Annotated in this window: 19 protein-coding genes and 1 tRNA gene; 9 read left to right on the top strand and 11 right to left on the bottom strand. The window is 67.5% G+C overall.

Going from position 1 to position 19,024, the window contains the following annotated elements; translation table 11 throughout:
- Window positions 1–130 precede the first annotated feature (130 nt).
- The 3 genes from hemW to GEV28_RS11145 are packed head-to-tail and all read right to left on the bottom strand — an operon-like array spanning window position 131 to window position 3,112.
- Window positions 131–1,363: a radical SAM family heme chaperone HemW gene (hemW, locus tag GEV28_RS11135; protein WP_291411352.1), complete on the bottom strand. Its 1,233-nt coding sequence runs from the start codon at window positions 1,361–1,363 to the stop codon at window positions 131–133.
- Window positions 1,364–1,387: 24 nt separating this feature from the next.
- Window positions 1,388–2,131 carry a DoxX family protein gene (locus tag GEV28_RS11140; RefSeq protein WP_291411354.1) on the bottom strand — a complete coding sequence of 248 codons (744 nt, stop codon included), beginning with the start codon at window positions 2,129–2,131 and terminating at the stop codon, window positions 1,388–1,390.
- A gap of 60 nt (window positions 2,132–2,191) precedes the next feature.
- The gene (locus tag GEV28_RS11145) at window positions 2,192–3,112 is read right to left on the bottom strand and encodes a 2-hydroxyacid dehydrogenase (protein WP_291411356.1); all 921 of its coding nucleotides are present in this window, start codon (window positions 3,110–3,112) and stop codon (window positions 2,192–2,194) included.
- Window positions 3,113–3,163: 51 nt separating this feature from the next.
- Between GEV28_RS11145 and GEV28_RS11150 the strand changes: the two genes are divergently transcribed.
- Entirely contained in the window at window positions 3,164–4,339 is a 1,176-nt protein-coding gene (locus GEV28_RS11150) for a PQQ-dependent sugar dehydrogenase (RefSeq protein WP_291411358.1), read from the top strand.
- 268 nt (window positions 4,340–4,607) lie between these two features.
- Here the strand turns inward: GEV28_RS11150 and GEV28_RS11155 are convergent, their stop codons facing one another.
- The gene (locus GEV28_RS11155; protein WP_291411360.1) at window positions 4,608–5,786 is read right to left on the bottom strand and encodes a lipase; all 1,179 of its coding nucleotides are present in this window, start codon (window positions 5,784–5,786) and stop codon (window positions 4,608–4,610) included.
- A gap of 470 nt (window positions 5,787–6,256) precedes the next feature.
- Entirely contained in the window at window positions 6,257–7,087 is an 831-nt protein-coding gene (locus tag GEV28_RS11160) for a hypothetical protein (RefSeq protein WP_291411362.1), read from the bottom strand.
- Window positions 7,088–7,399: 312 nt separating this feature from the next.
- Here GEV28_RS11160 and GEV28_RS11165 point away from each other — a divergent pair, with 312 nt between their 5' ends.
- A complete protein-coding gene (locus GEV28_RS11165) occupies window positions 7,400–8,140 on the top strand; it encodes a DUF5677 domain-containing protein (protein WP_291411364.1) in 741 nt (246 codons plus the stop codon).
- 225 nt (window positions 8,141–8,365) lie between these two features.
- Here the strand turns inward: GEV28_RS11165 and GEV28_RS11170 are convergent.
- From GEV28_RS11170 to GEV28_RS11180, 3 genes are all read right to left on the bottom strand, one after another.
- Window positions 8,366–8,439 (bottom strand) — tRNA-Ile (locus GEV28_RS11170).
- A 27-nt stretch (window positions 8,440–8,466) separates the two neighbouring features.
- Window positions 8,467–8,733 (bottom strand): hypothetical protein, encoded by a 267-nt coding sequence (locus GEV28_RS11175; protein ID WP_291411366.1) that lies wholly within the window; start codon window positions 8,731–8,733, stop codon window positions 8,467–8,469.
- A 2-nt stretch (window positions 8,734–8,735) separates the two neighbouring features.
- On the bottom strand, window positions 8,736–9,761 hold the full coding sequence (locus tag GEV28_RS11180) for a helix-turn-helix transcriptional regulator (protein WP_291411368.1): 1,026 nt from the start codon (window positions 9,759–9,761) through the stop codon (window positions 8,736–8,738).
- 94 nt (window positions 9,762–9,855) lie between these two features.
- On the opposite strand from GEV28_RS11180, the gene GEV28_RS11185 reads away from it, so the two are divergent.
- The gene (locus tag GEV28_RS11185; RefSeq protein ID WP_291411370.1) at window positions 9,856–11,934 is read left to right on the top strand and encodes a transcriptional regulator; all 2,079 of its coding nucleotides are present in this window, start codon (window positions 9,856–9,858) and stop codon (window positions 11,932–11,934) included.
- Between the two features lie 7 nt (window positions 11,935–11,941).
- Here the strand turns inward: GEV28_RS11185 and GEV28_RS11190 are convergent, their stop codons facing one another.
- From GEV28_RS11190 to GEV28_RS11200, 3 genes are all read right to left on the bottom strand, one after another.
- Entirely contained in the window at window positions 11,942–12,307 is a 366-nt protein-coding gene (locus GEV28_RS11190; protein ID WP_291411372.1) for a signal peptidase I, read from the bottom strand.
- Window positions 12,292–13,836 (bottom strand): transcriptional regulator, encoded by a 1,545-nt coding sequence (locus tag GEV28_RS11195; protein ID WP_367115084.1) that lies wholly within the window; start codon window positions 13,834–13,836, stop codon window positions 12,292–12,294. The genes GEV28_RS11190 and GEV28_RS11195 overlap by 16 nt, the downstream gene beginning before the upstream one ends.
- Before the next feature lie 148 nt (window positions 13,837–13,984).
- On the bottom strand, window positions 13,985–14,368 hold the full coding sequence (locus GEV28_RS11200) for an XRE family transcriptional regulator (protein ID WP_291411374.1): 384 nt from the start codon (window positions 14,366–14,368) through the stop codon (window positions 13,985–13,987).
- Between the two features lie 142 nt (window positions 14,369–14,510).
- On the opposite strand from GEV28_RS11200, the gene GEV28_RS11205 reads away from it, so the two are divergent.
- From GEV28_RS11205 to GEV28_RS11230, 6 genes are read left to right on the top strand one after another with little or no spacing between them, the layout of a single operon-like run.
- Window positions 14,511–14,717, top strand: coding sequence for a helix-turn-helix domain-containing protein (locus GEV28_RS11205; protein WP_291411376.1), 207 nt, complete (start codon window positions 14,511–14,513; stop codon window positions 14,715–14,717).
- Window positions 14,714–15,046: a WhiB family transcriptional regulator gene (locus GEV28_RS11210; protein ID WP_291411378.1), complete on the top strand. Its 333-nt coding sequence runs from the start codon at window positions 14,714–14,716 to the stop codon at window positions 15,044–15,046. Before GEV28_RS11205 ends, GEV28_RS11210 begins: the two co-directional genes overlap by 4 nt.
- Window positions 15,043–15,375: a hypothetical protein gene (locus tag GEV28_RS11215; protein WP_291411380.1), complete on the top strand. Its 333-nt coding sequence runs from the start codon at window positions 15,043–15,045 to the stop codon at window positions 15,373–15,375. The genes GEV28_RS11210 and GEV28_RS11215 overlap by 4 nt, the downstream gene beginning before the upstream one ends.
- Window positions 15,372–16,190 (top strand): hypothetical protein, encoded by an 819-nt coding sequence (locus tag GEV28_RS11220; protein WP_291411382.1) that lies wholly within the window; start codon window positions 15,372–15,374, stop codon window positions 16,188–16,190. The genes GEV28_RS11215 and GEV28_RS11220 overlap by 4 nt, the downstream gene beginning before the upstream one ends.
- A complete protein-coding gene (locus tag GEV28_RS11225) occupies window positions 16,187–18,490 on the top strand; it encodes an FtsK/SpoIIIE domain-containing protein (protein ID WP_291411384.1) in 2,304 nt (767 codons plus the stop codon). The genes GEV28_RS11220 and GEV28_RS11225 overlap by 4 nt, the downstream gene beginning before the upstream one ends.
- The gene (locus GEV28_RS11230) at window positions 18,487–18,831 is read left to right on the top strand and encodes a hypothetical protein (protein ID WP_291411386.1); all 345 of its coding nucleotides are present in this window, start codon (window positions 18,487–18,489) and stop codon (window positions 18,829–18,831) included. Before GEV28_RS11225 ends, GEV28_RS11230 begins: the two co-directional genes overlap by 4 nt.
- The last annotated feature ends 193 nt before the right edge of the window (window positions 18,832–19,024 follow it).

Below are 19,024 nucleotides of genomic sequence, written 5' to 3' on the forward strand. Positions count from 1 at the left end.
CCGACACTTCCGCCCGCAACCGATCAAGCCTGTGGACAACCGACAACCCGCGGGGGCCCCCCGCTTTCCAGTCTATTGACGGGCACCGACATTATCCGCGCGGTTGATCTTGGTTGGGGACAACTCGGCGTCAGGTCAGCCGGCGGACCACCGCGTCGGCCAGGAGTCGGCCCTTCAGAGTGAGCACGCAGCGGCCGAAGCGGCCGTGCACCCCCTCCAGGGCGGCCGGGTCCAGCAGGCCGTCCACTGCCGCGACACGGGCCTCTTTCCGGGCGGCGGGGTCCAGGGCGTCCATCACCAGGCCGTCGACCAGGCGGAGCTCCAGCATCACGCGCTCGAGCCGGCGGTCCGATGTGGACAAGATCTCGCGGGCCGCGGCCGGGGAACGGCCCCCGGACAGCAGCTCCGCGTACTTCGCGGGGTGCTTCACGTTCCACCAGCGGACCCCGCCGACGTGGCTGTGCGCGCCAGGGCCGGCGCCCCACCAGTCGGCGCCGTGCCAGTAGCCGAGGTTGTGCCGGCACCACGCGTCCGGGCCGGCGGCCCAGTTCGACAACTCGTACCAGTGCAGGCCGGCCGCGGACAGCGCCGCGTCGACCTGCTCGTATCGTTCGGCGAGCACGTCGTCGTCGGGGGCGGGAAGGTCGCCGCGAGCTATGCGGCGGGCCAGGGCGGTGCCCTGCTCCACGATCAGCGCGTAGGCCGACACGTGGTCGACACCCGCGGCCAGCACCGCGTCCAGGGAGGCGGCGAGGTCGCCCGCGCGCTCGCCCGGGGCGCCGTAGATCAGGTCCAGGTTCACGTGGTCGAAGCCGGCCGCGCGCGCCTCGCCTGCGGCAGCCGCGGCCCGGCCAGGGGTGTGGGTGCGGTCCAGGACGGCCAGCACGTGCGGGGCCGCCGACTGCATGCCCAGCGACACCCGGGTGTAGCCGGCTTCCCGGATCCTCGCGAAGAAGTCCGGTGACGTCGACTCGGGGTTGGACTCGGTGGTCACCTCGGCGTCCGGAGCGAGCCCGAAGGTCGAGCGGACCGCGTCGAGGACCGCCGCCAGGCCGGGGGCGCCCAGCAGGGACGGGGTGCCGCCGCCGACGAAGACCGAGGACGCCCGTGGCGGGGCGCCGAGGACCGACGCGGCCAGGGTCAGCTCGCGGCGCAGACCGTCCAACCAGGACGCCGGGGACGCGGGCGAGGAGGCGAGCTCTGCCGCGGTGTAGGTGTTGAAGTCGCAGTAACCGCAGCGCGTGGCGCAGAACGGCACGTGCACGTAGACGCCGAACGGCCGGCGCCCGAGCCCACGCAGGGCGGACTCGGGCAGCGAGCCGTCGGCAGGAGCGACGTCTCCGTCAGGGAGCGCGGATGGCACGAGAACCATCCTCCGCTCGGCGGGTCAGCGGAAGACGACCAGGGTCACCACGGACGCGCCCGCGGCGAGGACCAGGAACACGGCCCCGTAGATCGGCGCCTTGCGGAACCAGTGGGTGTGCCGGTCGATCGCGACCCGGCCGGGACCGGTGAACAGCAGCGCGAACGCCGCGCCCGCGTACATCATCTCCATCTCGACACCGCCGAGGAAGGTGTTCCAGTCGCCCTTCACCACGATCACGTTGGCCATCACACCGAGGATCGCGGCCGCACCGGCCGGGAAGAACAGGCCGAGGACCAGCAGCACGCCACCGGCGGTCTCACTGAGCGCGACAACCCAGGCGAGGATCGTCGGCTCGGTGTAGCCGAACCCTCTCAGCAGCTCCTCGGTGCCACCCATGCCGAGGCCGTCGAACCAGCCGAAGAACTTGTCCAGGCCGTGCGCGATGAACAGCCCACCGAGCACGAGTCTGAGCACCAGCAGGCCGAAGTCCAGCCCGCCGTGCCAGGCGATACCGGGCGATCGCGGCTCCTCGTCGTCGAAGTCGCCGCCGAACTCGCTGTCGTAGGAGGACGACGTGGTGGAGGTGCCGGGCAGCACGGTCGTCGCCCCGCTGGAGTACCCGTCGTCGAACGACGAGTCACCGCGGGAGCCGAGACCCTGGCCCGAACCGTAGTCCCGCGTGGCGTACCGGTCGTCGCCACCGTCGAACAGGCCGCTATCTGAGTAACCGCCCGCAGCCTGTGGGCGGTTGTCGTCAGTAGTCACCCCGCGCAGGGTAGGGCATTGGCCGACCGGACGCGGCGGTGCCGTCGTATCAGCGGCGCATCAATACTCTCCGTGTACCAGGTTCTCCGGCTCCGCACCGGCCGCGTACCGCGCGATCTCGGCCGCCACGGCATACGCGCGCCGGCTGTAGTCGTGCACGCTGCCTGCCACGTGCGGTGTCAGCAACAGGCCCGGTGCGGTCCACAGTGGATGGTCGGGTGGGAGCGGCTCGGGCTCGGTGACGTCGAGTGCCGCACGCAGCCGTCCCGCGGTCAGCTCCGCCAGCAACGCGTCGGTGTCGACCACCTTGCCGCGCGCGGCGTTCACCAGCACGCCGCCGTCGGGCATGCGGGCGAGGAAGTCCGCGTCGACGAGGCCGGTCGTGGCGTCGGTGAGCGGCACCATCAGCACGACCGCATCGTGCTCGCCGAGCAGGTCCGGCAGCTCGTCGATCCCGTGCACGCCATCGCGTGCCCGGGTGCCGACGAGCGTGACGGTGGCGTCGCACGCCTCCAGCCGGCGGCGGGTACGCAGCGCGACGTCACCCGCGCCGAGCACAAGAACCCGCTTGTCCTGCAGCGTGTCCGTCGGCCGGCGGGTCCAGGTCCGCGCCTGCCTGGCCCGCTCGAACGGGACCAGCTCGCGGTAGACCGCGATCAGCGCGCCGAGCGCCCACTCCGCGGTGCTGCCGCCGTGCGCGCCGCGGGCGGTGGACAGCAGGACGCTGGACGGGATCCGGCCTATCCAGTTCTCCGCGCCGGTGGTCATGAGCTGGATCAGCCGCAGGTTCGGCATCCGGTCGACGAACGACTCCGGGTCGATCGGGACGAGGAACGCGGGCACCAGCACCTCGGCCTCGGCGGTCTCCGGCGGGAGCGGTTCGTCCGGTTGCGCCCCGTCGTACCTGATCGCCCGGACGCCGCCGATGCCGGCCAGCGCGGCAACGCCTTCCTCATCGGGCACCAGGACCGTGATCGTCACGCTCGCCACCCTCTCACGTGTTGTTCACGGCGGTGGACCTAGCTTGGGGGCATGGGAGCGCGGTGGCGGACGTTGATGGCCGGCGTCACGGTCGGTTGTGTGCTGCTGGCCGCGGGCTGCGCCACGTTCAGTGACCAACCGGAGGACTGGCACCCGCAGGACGACCTGACCCCGCAGGCCGGGCCCGACCCGCAGCTGCCGGGTGAGGGCAGCCCCGAGACGCCGGGCGGGCCGGAGCAGACGCCGCCGTCGGAGGTCCCGCCACCGGACGGGTGCACCGACTACAACCCCGCCGTGATCGCGACCTGCCTGGACAAGGTGGGCGCGGTGGCCGCGCTGCCCGGCGACGGCACCGAGCCCACCGCGATCGTCGGCGAGCGGTCGACCGGCCGCATCCTGCGGGTGAAGCGGGGCGCGGACCCGCAGGTCATCGCCACGATCCCGGTCGAAGCGAGCACCGACGGCGGCCTCACCGGTCTCGCGCTCTCCCCCACCTACGCCGAGGACCAGCTGCTGTTCGCGTACGTCACGACGCCGACGGACAACCGCCTGGTCCGCATCGCCCCCGGCGACACCCCCAAACCGGTGCTGACCGGCATCCCGCGCGGACCGAGCGGCAACAAGGGCGCGCTCGGCCTCGACCACCGCGGGGCGTTGCTGCTCGCGACCGGCGACGCGGGCAACCCGAACGCGGCCAAGGACCCCCGCTCGATGGCCGGCAAGGTGCTCCGGCTCGACACGGCCGGCAAGGCGGCCGCCGACAACCCGAACCCGGGCTCGATCGTGGCGAGCGGGCTGCACTCCCCCGGCGGCGTCTGCGGCGCGCTGGACGGGTCGCGGATGTGGGTCACCGACCAGGCACCCCAGCAGGACCTGCTCTACCAGCTGCAGCTCGGCAAGGACCTGACCACGCCGGCGTGGAGCTGGCCGGACCGGCCCGGGGTCGCCGGCTGCGTCTCCGCCTCGGACTCGGTGTGGGTGGCCACCTCCAAGGCCGGCAACCTGCAGAGCCTGCCGCTGGCCGAGGACGGGTCGTTCTCCGCCAAGCCGCAGGTGACCATGGCCGCCGACGAGGGCTTCGGGCTGCTCGGCGGGTTCGACCTCGTCAACGAGCAGGTCGCGGTCGCCGGCACGGTCAACAAGGACGGCGGCAAGCCGGTCTCCAGCGACGACCGGGCCGTGGTCATCTCGGTGGCCGGTGGCGCCGGTGGCGGCGGCCCCGACTGATCCACAGCTCCGCTCCGCGGCGACCGAAACCGTCAGAGCCGCCGAATAGACTGGAACGCGGGGGCCCCCGCGACTCCGGGGGTTGTCCACAGGCTTGATCGGCTTCAGGCCGAAACCGTCGGTGTGCGTCGTTAAGCTGGAATGCGGGGGGTCCCCGCGACTCCGGGGGTTGTCCACAGGGTCGATCGGCCTCGGGCGGAAGCGCCGGGACCGGTACGGAGGCCGGAATCCGGCGCCGGAGGCCGCGGCCTCCGGCCCCCGGCACGGCTCAGTCCACCTGCTCGAACCAGGCGAGCACCCGCGGCACCGCCGTGCGTCCGGCCGTGACGTGGTCGATGTCACCCAGGTTGACCACGGAGGCGCGCACACCGCTCTCCGCCAGCTGGTCCCGGCAGTTCAGCGTGTTCGCGATCGCCACGTCCCCGTCCCCCGTCGAGGTGTACAGGCGGACCGGGACCCTCGGCCGCCAGTCGCGGCACGCGTCGTCGTTGGTTCGCAGCACCCGGGCCAGGGTGCCGGTCGGGTGCCTCAGCTCGGCCAGGAACGCGGTGGTGAACAGCTCCTCCGGCGAACCGGGCAGCGACGTCACGATGTCCTGCTCCGGCGTGTCGCTGTTGAACAGCGTGTCCATCATCTGGTCGTACGGGGCCTGGAACGCCTCTGCCGGGTCGTCCCACAGGTGGTACTCGCGGTTCCACGCCACCATCGCATAGCCCAGGTAGAGCGTGGCGCTCAGGCCGTCCAGGCGGCCGTCGAGCGCGGCCGGCAGCTCCGCCCCGCGGATGTCGAGCGGCCCGCTGATCGACGCCACCGCACCGAGCCGGAAGTGCGGGTCCCGCTGCAGCGCCCGCGCCACCAGCATCGAGGCCTGGCCGCCCTGCGAGAAGCCGGTCACCAGCACCCGCCGGTCCAGCCGGGCGAGGCCGCTGGCGGCCCGCAGGGCGTCGAGTGACGCGGTCACCGTCGGCTTGCTGATCATGTACGGGTGCGTGCCCGGCCCCTCGCCCAGCCCGAGGTAGTCCGGCGCCACCGTCACGTGGCCCGCGGTCGCGAACTGGACCGCCGCGGCACGGTCCAGGTTGTCCGACATCGAGCCCGTGTCGTCGCGGTTGGCCCGGGTGCCGTGCAGCCACGCCACCGTCGGCCGCCCGGGACCGGCGCCACGCGGGACCGCGACCAGCGCGGTCGCGGTCGTCGGGCGGCCGTCGACGCCGCGGGTGCGATACGTCATCCGGTACAGGTCCACGCCGTGCCGGACGGCGCCCGCGTCCAGCTCGTAGCCGGTCAGGTACGCCGCGACCTCGGCACGGCTCATCGAGGCGATCTTCGTCGCCGCTACCTGCTCCTGCGCCGCCACGACCGGCGCCGGGGCGGCGACCGCCACGGCGGGGGCGACGACCATCAACGCGGCACAGACGGCAGCGGTGGCGACCCTGGTTCTACGCATTTCTGTCCCCCCACAACGGTTTTCCTCGTGGGACAACCATGTCGGGCCGCGGGGAGAACCGGGATGGGGCGGGCCACCGAGTACGGGGTGGGGCCAGCCACAGGGCCCCGGCAAAGTCGCGAGTCCAACCGTCCCGACCCGCGAGTCCAACACTCACGACCCCGAACGTTGGACTCGCGGGACCCGAAGGCGAAGTCACATTTGGTGACCTAATTGTGACCCGCGATCCCCGACGGCCTGGCCGGAGGGCACCAGCGGGGACTGATCCATCGCCCACTGGATGGCGGTGCCAGCGTGAGCTGCTTAGTGTGTGGTCCCGACACGGTACGACTCGAAGATGGTGCGCGGACACAGCGAACGTGAGCAGAGCCGGGCTGCAGGGCGGCAGATCCATGCGCCTTACCCGGTGGTTCATCTCGATCAGCCGATTCGACGGCCCTAACTTGAAGCGGTGGCGCCGAGATTGAGCGTCAGATCTGGCGCCCGGCGCACTCCCTGTACCGGCTGAGCGCTGCGTCGATCAGTCGTGTTGAGACAATTGCGGCTGCGTGAAGTAGCTGCACGGGCATCGTGATGCGTCCCAGCATCATGGTGTCCTGCTGGCCCACGACTTCACGATCAAGCAGCGACAACGTCGCGTGGAAGTCGCCGTGGGCAAGCGCGCTGCACCCGTTCCAGGCGAATCGCGCCAAGTTGGAGTCAAGGCTGGCCAGCGTCGCCGCTTGCGTGACGATCCTGGCATAGCCAAACTCGTGAGGGTTGAAAACCTTCTTGAGCTCGGTGGAAGTGAGGCCGGCGGCCTTACCAAGAGCCCTGAGCTCGTCGCTTCTTACCTGCGTCGTGCGCGGCGGCGTAGCACCGATGATCTTGTGTATCTTGTCGCTGGCTGTGATCTCCCTGGCCTGCAGGCCCAGGCGCCGAAACACTCGCTGCCTACGTACCTCTGGGCCGAGCAGCCAGATGACACGTGCCGCGTTCTCCAGCGCGCCACGCAGAAGAGACGCCTGGGCGTGGGTGTGCAGGAAGACCTGCGGTCGACCAGTGGCGCTGTTCTCGATCAGTGACCTTCGCAGACAGTGGAGATGATCCACGGCGACCGTGATCGCGTTCCAAGAGTATGACGACAGGTGGTGGCGCGGCGCGGTTGCTGCGTCGTCTACCGCGAGCGGGCTGCCCGGCTGGACGATCCACACTCCAGAAGGATCGTTGGTGATGCTTTCCCAGGTTGAAGCTCGATCCAGCAGGTCAACCACCTGCCAAAGCTGTCGCTGTTCCTGCTGGTTGGTCACCTCAACTGCCATGGCCATGTACCCCGAGATCATGCGGGACCATGAGGCGCGGATCCCGCGGAACCTACAAGTATTTGCCATGAGATGCGCAGACTCGCGGCGACACGCCGAGACGGTTGCATCGTCGATGAGAACCAGGAAGCCTGTCGCCAGGTGATCTGGGCGAGTGCGTCGAGTAGGTCGTCGGGCCGTGGCCCTCAGTGACTCATTTGTGACCTGCGCTCGGCTTCACAACGTGACCGGGATCGGCGTACTCAAGAGTCTTGCAGATACGGCGCCCGCGTCTGTGGCAACGGCTGTCGCTGCGGTGGCGATACACCGTTCGTGATCCAAGACGAAAACAGGGATCCGGCGACGGGTCAGCGGGCTGGGGATGCAATCCTCCTGTTGACTAGTTCGTTTGTCCAGCTCACTGAGGCAGGACAGATCAGTGTCCTGGATGATCGGGAACACGTGTTCCAGTCGGTGTACGGATGGTGGGTATGGATCAACCGGAGCAGCCAACTCGTGCTACTTGCGCACGATGCCGGGCGCGGCCACGAGGCCGCTCCGAGCGTCCGTTCGATCCTCGAACACGCCCTCGTGCTGCACTGGGTCGTTGAAGTCGGAGATGACGCCATGGCAGCAGTTAAGGCAGCCGGCACCGAGAATCGGCGCAAGCTCTTCGACCACGCGCACAAGGCGAACTGGCCGATCCCTCCAGACATCACCCGCCCCGAGAAGGCCACGCACCCGCTGTCGGGGATGATTACGAACTTCGCGGACCTATGCATCGCCTACGACGCCGAGACCCTCTACGTGCCATACCGCACGCTCTCCGCCCACGTGCACCCCAGCCCGAAGGGCGCGGAAGCCTACCTGGGTGACGACGGCACACTGATCAACCACGGCACCAGACCGATCCACGACCATCTCGTATTGACCGCGATCTCGTTGATAATGGCCGCCCGCGCAATTAACTCCCTACTCGCAGGGCACCCGTTGGTCGAAGCGATCACTCACGCACAGGACCAGCTCGGAACAACGATAGAATCACCAAGATTGCGACGCGCTTCTGACCGTTAGTAGTTTGAGGTCTTACTCTGTATTGGCGTGTCGCTCAGACGGATTAGCCGAGTCGATGCGCACGGCATCTCGCCGTGCTCGTTGGGATACCACGCTCGGAGATGGTATCCAGCGGGCAATGTTTGGCCATCGCTCCAACGCGTCATTTCCTGGACAGTTGTCATTGACGTGATTCTCGATTGGTGACGAGCGTGTGCCGACGCTGGGAGAATGCAGGCCTGAATGTGGGGCAGGCGGGACTTGAACCCGCGGCCAAAGGATTATGAGTCCTCCGCTCTAACCGACTGAGCTACTGCCCCTTGCGAGTTCGATGCTTTCCGAATGTTCTACGTCTGCAGTGGAAAGTTGTTATCATCGTCACTCGAAGTCATACGGAGCGCGATGAGTTGTTCACCTGCCTTGATCAAATTGCTGCCGATGTCGACAGCTGCATCTGGTTCCTTGAGCCACAGGCGAAGGCAGCTTCGGCCGTCTGCCAAATGCGGATCGCCGATTTCTACCGCAACCCGGTCGTCAACGTTCTCAACCGTAATTCGAACCTCGGGATCTTCGATCTCCACGTACACGTCAAAAGTAATGCCTTCATTGCACACCGTTAGTCCACCTCTCGCTGGTCGTCCTGGTCTTCGTCCAGCTCGAATATGCCGCCCGTTCTCGGAGTGTTGGCGTCGTCCTGTTGTGCGCCTAGTCGAGCCGCCAGGCTGGAGAGCCAGGTGCGGGTTTGCGGTTCGCCGTGAGCAACACGTGAGAGTTCTGCCACGATGTCCCTGTACGCGGTGATAGTTTCTTCGCGTTCCAGGAAGACGATCGAGGTCTCGTTCTCGACGCATACGATCGGGTTGCCGTCCTTGAATGCCAGGAGCTGGAACTGGCCTTTGGTGCCCGCGTGGAAGCCCGCGGCTTCGGGAATCACTCGGATCGTGATCCTCGGTCGAACGGCCATACACAACAGGTGGTGAACTTGGATGGACATGGCATCCCGGCCGGCGCCGCTGCGGCACAGCGCGTATTCGTCAATGAAGAACAGGAGGTCGGCCGGGCCCTTTCGGTCCAGGAGGTCACCGTGTCGCGCCAACCGGGCGTTCACGCGAGCATCAATCTCATCCGCCGGGATCGCAGCTTTTGCTTTCATTATCGCGGTCATGTACTCGGCGGTTCGCAGCATGTCCGGAATGCAATTCGGCTCGAACACGACCATGGTGGCCGCGGAATCCTCCAGCCCATTCAGGGCCTCGCGTCCCGGGACCTCGCCGGGCGAACTCATGTTCGCCGGATTCTCACTGCTGACGAGGATCTCATCCTCGGGGTTCTGATTTCCCGGGTTCACATTTCTTGCGGGCTGTCGGTCCCCCACTTCCCGCAACCATCCAGATTCGGCCACGGCTCGGGAAATTTTCATAATGTACCGACGTTGTTCTCCGGTGACCCGCAGCACGCCCAGTACGCCGGACATGAGTTCAGCACTCACCGGTCGCTTTCCGCTGATCATCCTGCTCACCGTGCTGGGTGACCAGTCCAGTTCGCGAGCTAGCGCAATTTGGTTCATGCCGATGGTTGCCAGCGCGTCGGACAGCAGTCGCCCTAGTTCCCTGGATCGAACCGTCGGATCCTGATCCTGCATGTGTGTTCCTATACGTACGTCGCGATGGGGAATTGAGCACTCGACACGTCCGGTGTTATCCGCACGTGGAGCCGATCAGGGGTGGCGTTTCGCCGTGGTGGTCGCGTCGGTCGGCTCGTGCGCGGATACCGGCGGCGACGGCGGAGACCTGATCGGCGAGGGCACGTTCATCGCTAGTGGTGATTGGGTCGGTGCGGCCGGCGTCGGCGTCGAGGAAGTGGAGTACGTAGCGGCCGAGCAGGGTGTTGACGACAGTCAGTTCGTGCATGAGCCGGCCGTCCGTGTGGGCATCGTCGACAGGCGGGACGCGGTTGGCGCCAGGCGGGGACGTGGTGATTTGTTGGTCGGACATGGTGGTGATCAATCCTCGTTGGTAGTGGCTGTAACGTTCTGTGCGACACTTGAAATCACCGTGTCATCGGCTTGCGGTCAGCTCAACGCCCTTGATGCGACTTGGACACGACTTGCGACGACCTACCGTGAGGTGAGGGGGGCCAGCTTGATGCGGACGTTTCGCACGGTGCTGGAGCAGCGGATCTGGGAGCGGCGACAGACGCTGGAGGAGTTCGTCGACTATGCGGAGAACTTCGCCCGCGAGCACAACGAGCCAGGGTCGCTTGGCGTGCGACATCTGCAACGGCTCGCCGCAGGCCGAGGGCCGGGCGGTCGTCCACTCGGCGCATTGCGTCCGGCGACTGCGCGGCTGCTTGAACGGATCTTCGGTGTCAGCGTCGACGAACTGTTGGCCTCACCGCCACGATCTGTCGTCGCGGACGTGGAGGACATGGCATCGGCGCCGGGGGTGACAAGTCGCCCAACGTCCGGCCACGTGGCCCGGTCGCGACGTGTTCGAGCGACAGGCGACGAGGCACTCGGTGAGCGGGGCGCCGACGCTAATGAAATGCGAGCCATGTCCTTTGAGTGGTTGGACGAGCGGGCCGGATGGATTCCCGATACGACTCGGCGGAAGGTCGCTTCCCGAGTGAGGAAGTTGGCGCGAGGCGACGTATTTGACAGAAACATCAGGCGAGCGCACGTGACTCGCAGTCAGCTAGCCCACGCACTTTTGCAGTACTACAACATCGATGGTGAGCCTGGATTCGGGCTTTATTGCGCACATGTATCCGGGCAACAGGAAATTCGCACCACGATCCTTTCACGAACGGAGTGGTTGAACCTCGGATGCTCCTTGACCCCTGATGTCGATCGAGTCGGCTTGGCCGACGTCGAGCCGGCCAATGTCGTTCTTGATGCGTTCGAAGCGCGGCACGCTGTGAATCGGCTTGCTGAGGCTGTCGTTTTGGATGTGCGCTTGACCGGCAAACCGCTGTATCGGCTCCTGGATATTGACATCGGTGCCGGTGGGATCTCGGGTCATGTTGGCACGGCCCCGTTCGTGGAGTACGCGCTGACCATGGATCTGCTCGAAGACGAGTTGGCCGATGCGCTGATCGAGAACCGCGACACGCGGACTGGTGACCTTCCGTTGCGTGGACGGTATCTGCCGGACGTGGCGTCGGTGCTCGACTTCCCAGGACGGCTGTGCGCTGGTGGCGTGCTCGGCCTGTGCGCCATTGCTCGGCCGGCCGATGCGTACCGCGGCCCCGCGGACTACGCACTGCTGGTGCAGGAACGGTCGAGTCAGGTCGTCAATGCCGCGGGGCGGTTGGCCGTGATTCCCAAGGGCTTCCATGAGCCGCTGAACGACGTGCGCGCCGACACACTGATCGGCGCATCGCTTCGCAGGGAGATGGAAGAGGAGTTGTTCGGGCGCGTGGAGGTCGACAGCACAGCCGACGTGCACCGTGCAGCCGCGCCGATGCATCCGACCCGTCTGTCAGAACCGATGCGGTGGCTCATGGACGAGCCCGACCGGCTGCGAATGGAGTGCACGGGCTTCGGCCTGAATCTGATCAGCGGCAACTACGAGTTCGCCAGCCTGATTGTCATCGAGGATGAGGGGTTCTGGTCGCGGTTCGGTGGTGACATTGAAGCCAATTGGGAATCGGCGGGTCTTCGGCTTTACTCCAGTTTGGACAGTCACCTGATCGCCAAGTTGGTAGCGGACGAGAGTTGGAGCAACGAAGGGTTGTTTGCGTTCCTTCAAGGATTGCGCCGGCTACAGGAGACGGGCGGGCGGCGGGTCGATCTGCCGGCCATCGAGCTTGACTGAGCAGGGGTCAGGATGCTGAGGGCCAGCGGACCGTGATGACGACGGAGTCCGACAAGGCCTCCCACGAGTGGTCGATGCCCGGTCCCCACAGTGCGTAGTCGCCCTGGACTGCAAGTACCTTGCTGCCGTCGGTGAGGTCGATGCGGAACTTTCCCTGCACGAGCAGTAGGAGAGTGGTTCGCTGGTCGTCCGCCGTCCACTCGGGGCGCTTGTCGCCGGCCGGGTGGATTCCCCACTTCACCTCAACGTCGTTGCTGTGGCGCACGTCGTCGGGTGGGTCGATGAAATGACCGAGGAGCCAGCCGCGGTCATCCTTTGTGTCCTCGGCGGCGTTCCCATAGATCCAATTTGTGGCCACTATCGGATTTCCCATTCAACGGTCGGGGTGTCTACTCGGCTTCCGCCGACCCGGCTCAGGCTGCGAAGCCCCTGCAATAGCGCGAAGAGTCCTTCGTTGCTCCACGCATTGTCACTGATCAGTTCGCTCAGCATGTCGCGGTCGAGGCTCGAATACTGGCGCAGGGACGTTGTTTCCCAGTTGGCCTCGATCTGGCCGCCGAAGCGTGACCAGAACTCCTCGTCGTCGATGACGATGAGGCTGGCGAACTCGAAGTTGCCGCTCATCAGGTTCAGGCCGAATCCGGTGCATTCCATCCGCAGCCGGTCGGGTTCGGCCGTGAGCCATTGCATCGGTTCGGACAATCGGCTTGGGTGCATCGGATCGGCCCGCCGCTGATCGCCGTTGGTGCTGTCGATGTCCTCGCGGCCGAACAGTTCCTCTTCCATCTCCCGGCGAAGTGTCGCGCTCAGATGCGCGTCGGCCCGGTAGTCCGTCATCGGCTCGTGGAAGCCCTTGGGTATCACCGCTAGCCTGCGGGCGGCGTTGACGACGTGACCAGACCGTTCCTGCACCAGGAGAACATAGTCGGCCGGGCCGCGGAGCGGACTTGCCGGGCGGGCAATCGCGCAGAGGGCGAGCGCGCCGCCGGCGCAGAGTCGTCCGGGCAGGTCAAGCACGGATGCCAGGTCGGGAAGGTGTGTGTGGCGGAGCGGGAGGGTCTCGGGCGACACGGGCACATCGGCGGCGAGCGCGTCGATCAGCTCGCCTTCCAGAAGGTCCATGGTCAGGGCGTACCTGACGAACCGGGTGACGTCGAACGTCCCCCGGATCGCACCCCTCCGGGGCTCGATATCGACCAGTCGGAACAACGGCCCGTCCACGAGCCGGATGTTCAACGCGAGAGTCTCGGCCAACCGCTGCGCCGCATGCCCCGCGGTCTCCTCGTCCAGCGCGATCTCGCGGTCAGCGGTCGTGTTCGTGACCGTCAGCCGGTCGCTCGGCGGCATCAACTCGCAGTCGAGGTCCAGCCGGTCAGCGTGAGTCAAGACGCTGGTCACGACGCCAGCCGCGGCGTACTGGCCGTACCCGCCGGTCCGGTCGCGGTAGTAGTCGCCCAGAGCGTCCGCCACGCGCCGTTGGTCGACCCGGCCTCGGCGGCTTCCCCGGTCCTGTAGCTGTCGCGGATCGATCCGCGAGAGCCGGGCCGCAACATCGCGCCGCGCGGTTCCCGGCTCCCAGCCGGCGTGCTGGTCGAGCCAATGCAGGGCCGCGGTGATGTTCGGATCGGCGCTGAGCCTGCCCTCGGCCTCGACTGTCGCGCTGCCCTGGTCGGGCGCCGAGTCGGCGGTGAGTTCCGCGAACCGCGCCTGGACCGCGGGTGACGCCTGCTCCAACGCGGTGTCCAGGATCTCTTGCATCGCAGACTGCGGACGAAGCGTCGGTTTTTGATGCCAACCTGCGACCGTCCGCAGACCGATGCCGAGACGTCGAGCGAATGCGTCGTTGCTGAGTCGCATGGCCGCCTGTAGCGCGCACGCGGTGCTACCGGTCCAGCCGCTCACCGATTCCACGTCGGCATGGCCCCCATCGCCGAATTAGGCATCGCTTCTGCACTGGTTATGCACTGGTTGCTCATCGGTTCCCCGGCAAATCCATCGTGGAATTGACGGCATGAGAAACAAGCGATTCAGCAAGCCCAATCACCCCGTTCTACTTGCCGGGTCGGACGTTCTCGATGACCGTCGTCAAGCCAGATCGGAGGTCGTCGAGGCGCTCGGTGATCTCGTCGAGGCGCTGTTCGAGCGCGTCGAGGCGGGACCACAGCGTGTCTCCGCCGTCGGTGACCGGCTCGTTGGGCTCAGGCGGTCGACGACCGTGCAGCACCGCGTTGAGGTGCTGCGGGTGCCAGCCAAGCGTCACGGCCAGCGACTCCAACGTCCTGGTGCTGCGTCGCCGCTCCACGGTGTTGTGCTGGAGCTCGCGCACGATCGCCTGGGACACGCGCGACCGCTCCGCGAGTTCACGCTGGCGCCAGCCGAGTTCATTCACGCGCTCGTTGATCGCCTTAGCGACCGCAGCCCAGTCCTCCGACACCCATTCCTCCGCGCTCCGCCTCAGCGCTGAGATTAGCGGCTTTCGACGATTCCCGTGCCCCGGGGACAACTATGTCTCCGCTGGAGCTGAAATCAAACTTTCATAGCTGAAATCAGCTATATCGACTCAAAGGACTTCATTCATGAGTACAGCCATGCCCAATTCCGGGCGAACGGATTACTACAGCGTGGACGAAGCCGCGTGGCTACTCGGCGTTCCTCGCTCCGCGATCAGCAAGGCCATCCGGACGGGCGCGATCCCGACCGTCCGGCGTCGCTCCCGCCTCGTTGTGCCCGCCTACGTGCTGAAACGGCTGCTCGACGAGTCGGCGGGAGGTGAGCGGCCATGAACTACTTCGAGGAACTCGCGTCTCGGCTCGACCGGTTCGAGCACGTACCCGATGACGTCCTGTGGGACATCGTGACCCACGAGGGAACTTGCACGTGGCTCTATGCCAACGACCTCAAACCCGACTGGACCGGCGAGTCGCTCACCGATCGGGAGGTGGCCGCGCGGATCTGCGCCGGCTGCACTGCCCGGTGGGCCTGTCTTGAGCTGGAGCTACGCACCCACGGCGACCAAGCGATCGGTGTGTGGGGTGCGCTGCCGGCCGAGGACATCCGGGCGCTCCACCCGGTGTGGCGGGCGCGGCGCCAGGGCAGGAGGCGGACGCCATGACGTTCGATCTGACTCCTGTCCAGGTGCTCGCGGGCGTTGGCGTGTTGCTGGCGCTGTTGATGGTGTGGCGGGCCGGTGCTCGCCGCGCGAAGGCCGCTGCCGACGCCGCTCGGTCCGGGGCGCGGTTGCTGTCGCTGACCGGTCGGGTGTTGTTCACCGCTGGGCTGATCGTTGGTGTTCAGTGGTTGGCGATCTCCCACCCGGCGAGCAACACGTGGATCGTGCTCGCCGCACTCGGCCTGCCGGCCCTGTTCGCGTCCTACACGCTGACCAGGGCGTTGACCGTGACCACCCTGGACGCACCGCGTCGGCGGGGTGGTCGCCGATGACCGCCCGGCATGGTCCGCAGGACGCGCGGCACGAGCCGCTGACCCGCGGGCAGAAGTTGGCGCAGGACGCCGCCGAGGCGGCTGAGGTGCGTGCGTTCCAGACGCATCCGGATGTGGTGGCGTTGCGGGTGGAGCGGATCCGGGCACAGGTGGACCGGTTGTGCTGGGCCGGGATCATGCTCGGGCTGGCGTTCACGATGACCAACGTCCAGACCTTCGCCGCATCCGGGTCGCCGGCCTGGTCGCTGCCCTGGCTCGCGGCCTGGCTGCTCGATCCCACGGTGTCGGTGGTGTTGTTGGCGATCCTGCGGGCCGAACAAGTCACCGCGCGGTATCAGGTGCGGACCGGGCCGTGGGTGCGGCGGGCGAAGTGGTTCACGCTCGCCGCGACCTACGTGATGAACACGTGGGCGTCCTACGCGGCCAGTTCGCTCGCCGGGGTCGTGCTGCACTCGGTGCCGCCGCTGGTGGTGTTCGTCGCCGCCGAGGCCGTCACGGACCTGCGGGACAAGCTCACCGACGCGGTGACGGTGGCGTTCACCGAAGCGGCGCAACGCACCGCGTCGTTCACGAACACCAGCACCGATCACGAGCCGCCCCGGCGACCAGCTCGGCGCACGTCGTTCGCCGAGTACCTGACGATGGCGCGTCGAGCCTGGTCACCAGGGGTGGAGATCACCCCGGCATGGGTGCGGCGGGTCACCGGCTGCTCGCGTGGCCTGTCGTCGCGGCTGGCCGCCGCGCTGGTGGCCGACCTCGACCACGACCACGGCGGGCACGGCGAGTCCGCCGACCGCGGGCGGGTGCGGCCATGACCGTTCACGAACGGCCCGTGAACGGTGCCGCACCCGGGACGGAGTTGGAGCCGAAGGTCTATGACGCCGAGTTCGTCACCAACCCCGATCCGGAGGAGATCACGGCGTCGTCGAGGCGGCGCATGGTCGCCGAGATCGCGGGCCGGGTGTGGCGGTCCGGTCCGGTGCTGCGGGCGCGGTCGGTGGTGGCGTACCGGGTGCGAAAGGTGCCGCAGGACGCGGCGCGGCTGGTGTGGTTCCTGCTGCGCGGGAACTGGCGGTGGCTGGTCAAGGTCTGGACATGGGCCAGCTACGCCGACCTACGGGCCGACGCACGCAACGCCCGACTCGCCGGCGACCCGGACGCCCGCCGCACGGCGCAGGAGTTGATCCGGGCGGACGCCAAAGCACGGTGGGCGAGAGTCGGCATCGTCCTGCGCCGGGTGGTGGTCACAGTGCGAGTGCTCGCGCCGGCCGCGGTCGTGTTGTGGGCGGTCGACGCGTGGATGGACCGGAAGGCAATGTGGCCTTGGCTATCTGGTGTCTACACCGGACTGGACGCCGTAGGGGCGGTGCTGGGCGTGGTCGTGCCGGTCGTGCTCTACGCCGCGCCGGTGGTGTGGCTGGTAGCCGCCGTGTTCGAGGGCCGGGACAAGACACCCGGCGCCGGGTGGCTGGTGCGCCCGGACCGGGACGACGCCGACTCGTGGATCGATGAACGGATGATCTCGAAAGCGTTGGCGCACTTGGGGATCGCGCCGTTGAACCGGTTCTTCAAGGACGGTGGCGACCTCGTCTACACCATCCCGGCCCGCAAGGACGGGGACGGCACCTACGCCCAGGTCCGGCTACCGCTCGGCGTCACCGCGGACATGGTGGCCGCGCAACGACCGAAGCTCGCCGCGAACCTCGGCCGCGCCGGACTGGAGACCTGGCCGACCAAGGGCGAGGAAGACGGCATCCTCGATCTGTGGGTAGCCGACAAAGGCACCCTCAACGGTGGGGCCGGTGACTGGCCGCTCCTCCACGACGGACAGGTCGATGTGTTCGAGGGTGTCCCGTTCGGACTCACCCAACGCGGCACGGTCATCAACGCGCCGCTGATCGAGGCGAACTGGCTGGTCGGCGGCCGGCCGGGACAAGGCAAGTCCTCCGCGTTGCGGACGCTGCTACTCGGTGCCGCGCTGGACCCCACCGCGGAACTGTGGGTGTTCGTGATGGGCGAGTCACCCGACTTCGACCCCTTCACACCCCGGCTGGCCCGCTACCGGATGGGCATGGACGACGCGGTAGCCGAAACCGCGTTGCAGGCACTCTCCGACCTGTTGACCGAGATGGAGCGACGCGGCCAGGTCCTCGGCCAGCAACCCGGCCGGCCACCCAAGGTGTCCCGCAAGCTCGCCGACAAGCGCGAGCTCGGCCTACATCCGCTGGTGTGCGCGATCGACGAATGCCACGAACTGTTCCAACACCCCACGTTCGGCAAACGCGCCGCCGAACTCGCGATCCGGTTGATCAAACGCGGCCGCAAGTACGGCATCGTCCTGCTACTGGCCACCCAGTCACCGACGAAGGACAGCATCCCGCGAGAGGTCACCCGCAACATCGCCTGCGGCGTCGCGTTCTCCGTGGCCGACCAGGTCGCCAACGACGGCCTGTTGGGGTCCGGGAAGTACGCGGCCGGTATCCGCGCCACCGAACTCCGCATGAAGACCGACCGCGGAACCTGCGTCGCCGTGGGCGTCACCGACGCCACCTTCGAACTCGTCCGCACCTTCTACGTGCCGTTCGAAGACGGCATCGACGATGTGACACCGGTCATCGACCGCGCCATGGCCATCCTCGCCGAGACCGGACGGCAGTTCGAGGCACCCGACCGACTGAAGATCGAGGCCACACCGGTCGATCACCTCACCGACATCGCCGAGATGATGCGCGGCGAACGGCGCGTGCGAACCCAGGTCGTGCTCTCCCGCCTCGCCGAGCACAACCCCACCGAATACGAAGGATGGGCACCCGCCGACCTGACCACCACGCTCGCCGAGCACGGCATCCGACCCGGCAAGTCCCACGGCGTCATGGTCATCCGCGCCGAAGACATCACCGACGCACTCGACGAGTGTGGGGAGTCGGACGGGGAGGAGACAGGTGCTCGGGGAGTTCTCCCCGACGACTCCCCACCCGTGTCTCCCCCCGGTGACCTGCATCAACCATGCGCGGGGAGGCAGGCAGACCGGTCACCGAACAGCGCTGAAACCCGGAATCGCGATGCTCGGTCACTGTCGCCCGGCTCCCTCCCTGACAGCGGGAGCGGCGCATGACAGCACTCGTGTTCTCGCCGGGCCGGCTGCGCGCGTGGATGCACGTGCGGGGCGTGGCGCCAGCAGCCTTGGCCGACTCTGCCGAGGTGACAACGGCCTACGTGCAGGCGTGTGCATACGGCCACCCGGTCGCCGCGCCCCCGACACACGTGGTGCTCGCGGCATGGGCCGCACGGCTGGGATGCGAACCCGCCGACCTGCGTAGCGCGACACCGCACGACCCGAACGAGTACTGGCGAGCGGCGAACAAGGCCATGCCCCGGATGAGCAAGGACGACTTGGCGGCCGTCGCGGGCATCTTCAAGCGAACCGCACGCAGGACCGCCCGGCGCCAGCGTTGAGAACTCGCGCACCATGCGTTCGGCCCCCGTCACTGGTTCAACAGGTACGGGGGCCGAACGGCTTCTCGCGGTTAACTTTGGTGGTTCGGTGGTGGTCCAAGGCGGATGCGTTTGGGGTCGAAGTTCCGGCCGGGCTTGGCGGGGTCGATGAACAGCCGGTTGCGGCCCAACGCGCGCTTGAGCATCGCCCGCC

Origin of the sequence: Actinophytocola sp. (assembly GCF_009379765.1) — a bacterium.
Classification (GTDB): domain Bacteria; phylum Actinomycetota; class Actinomycetes; order Mycobacteriales; family Pseudonocardiaceae; genus Actinophytocola.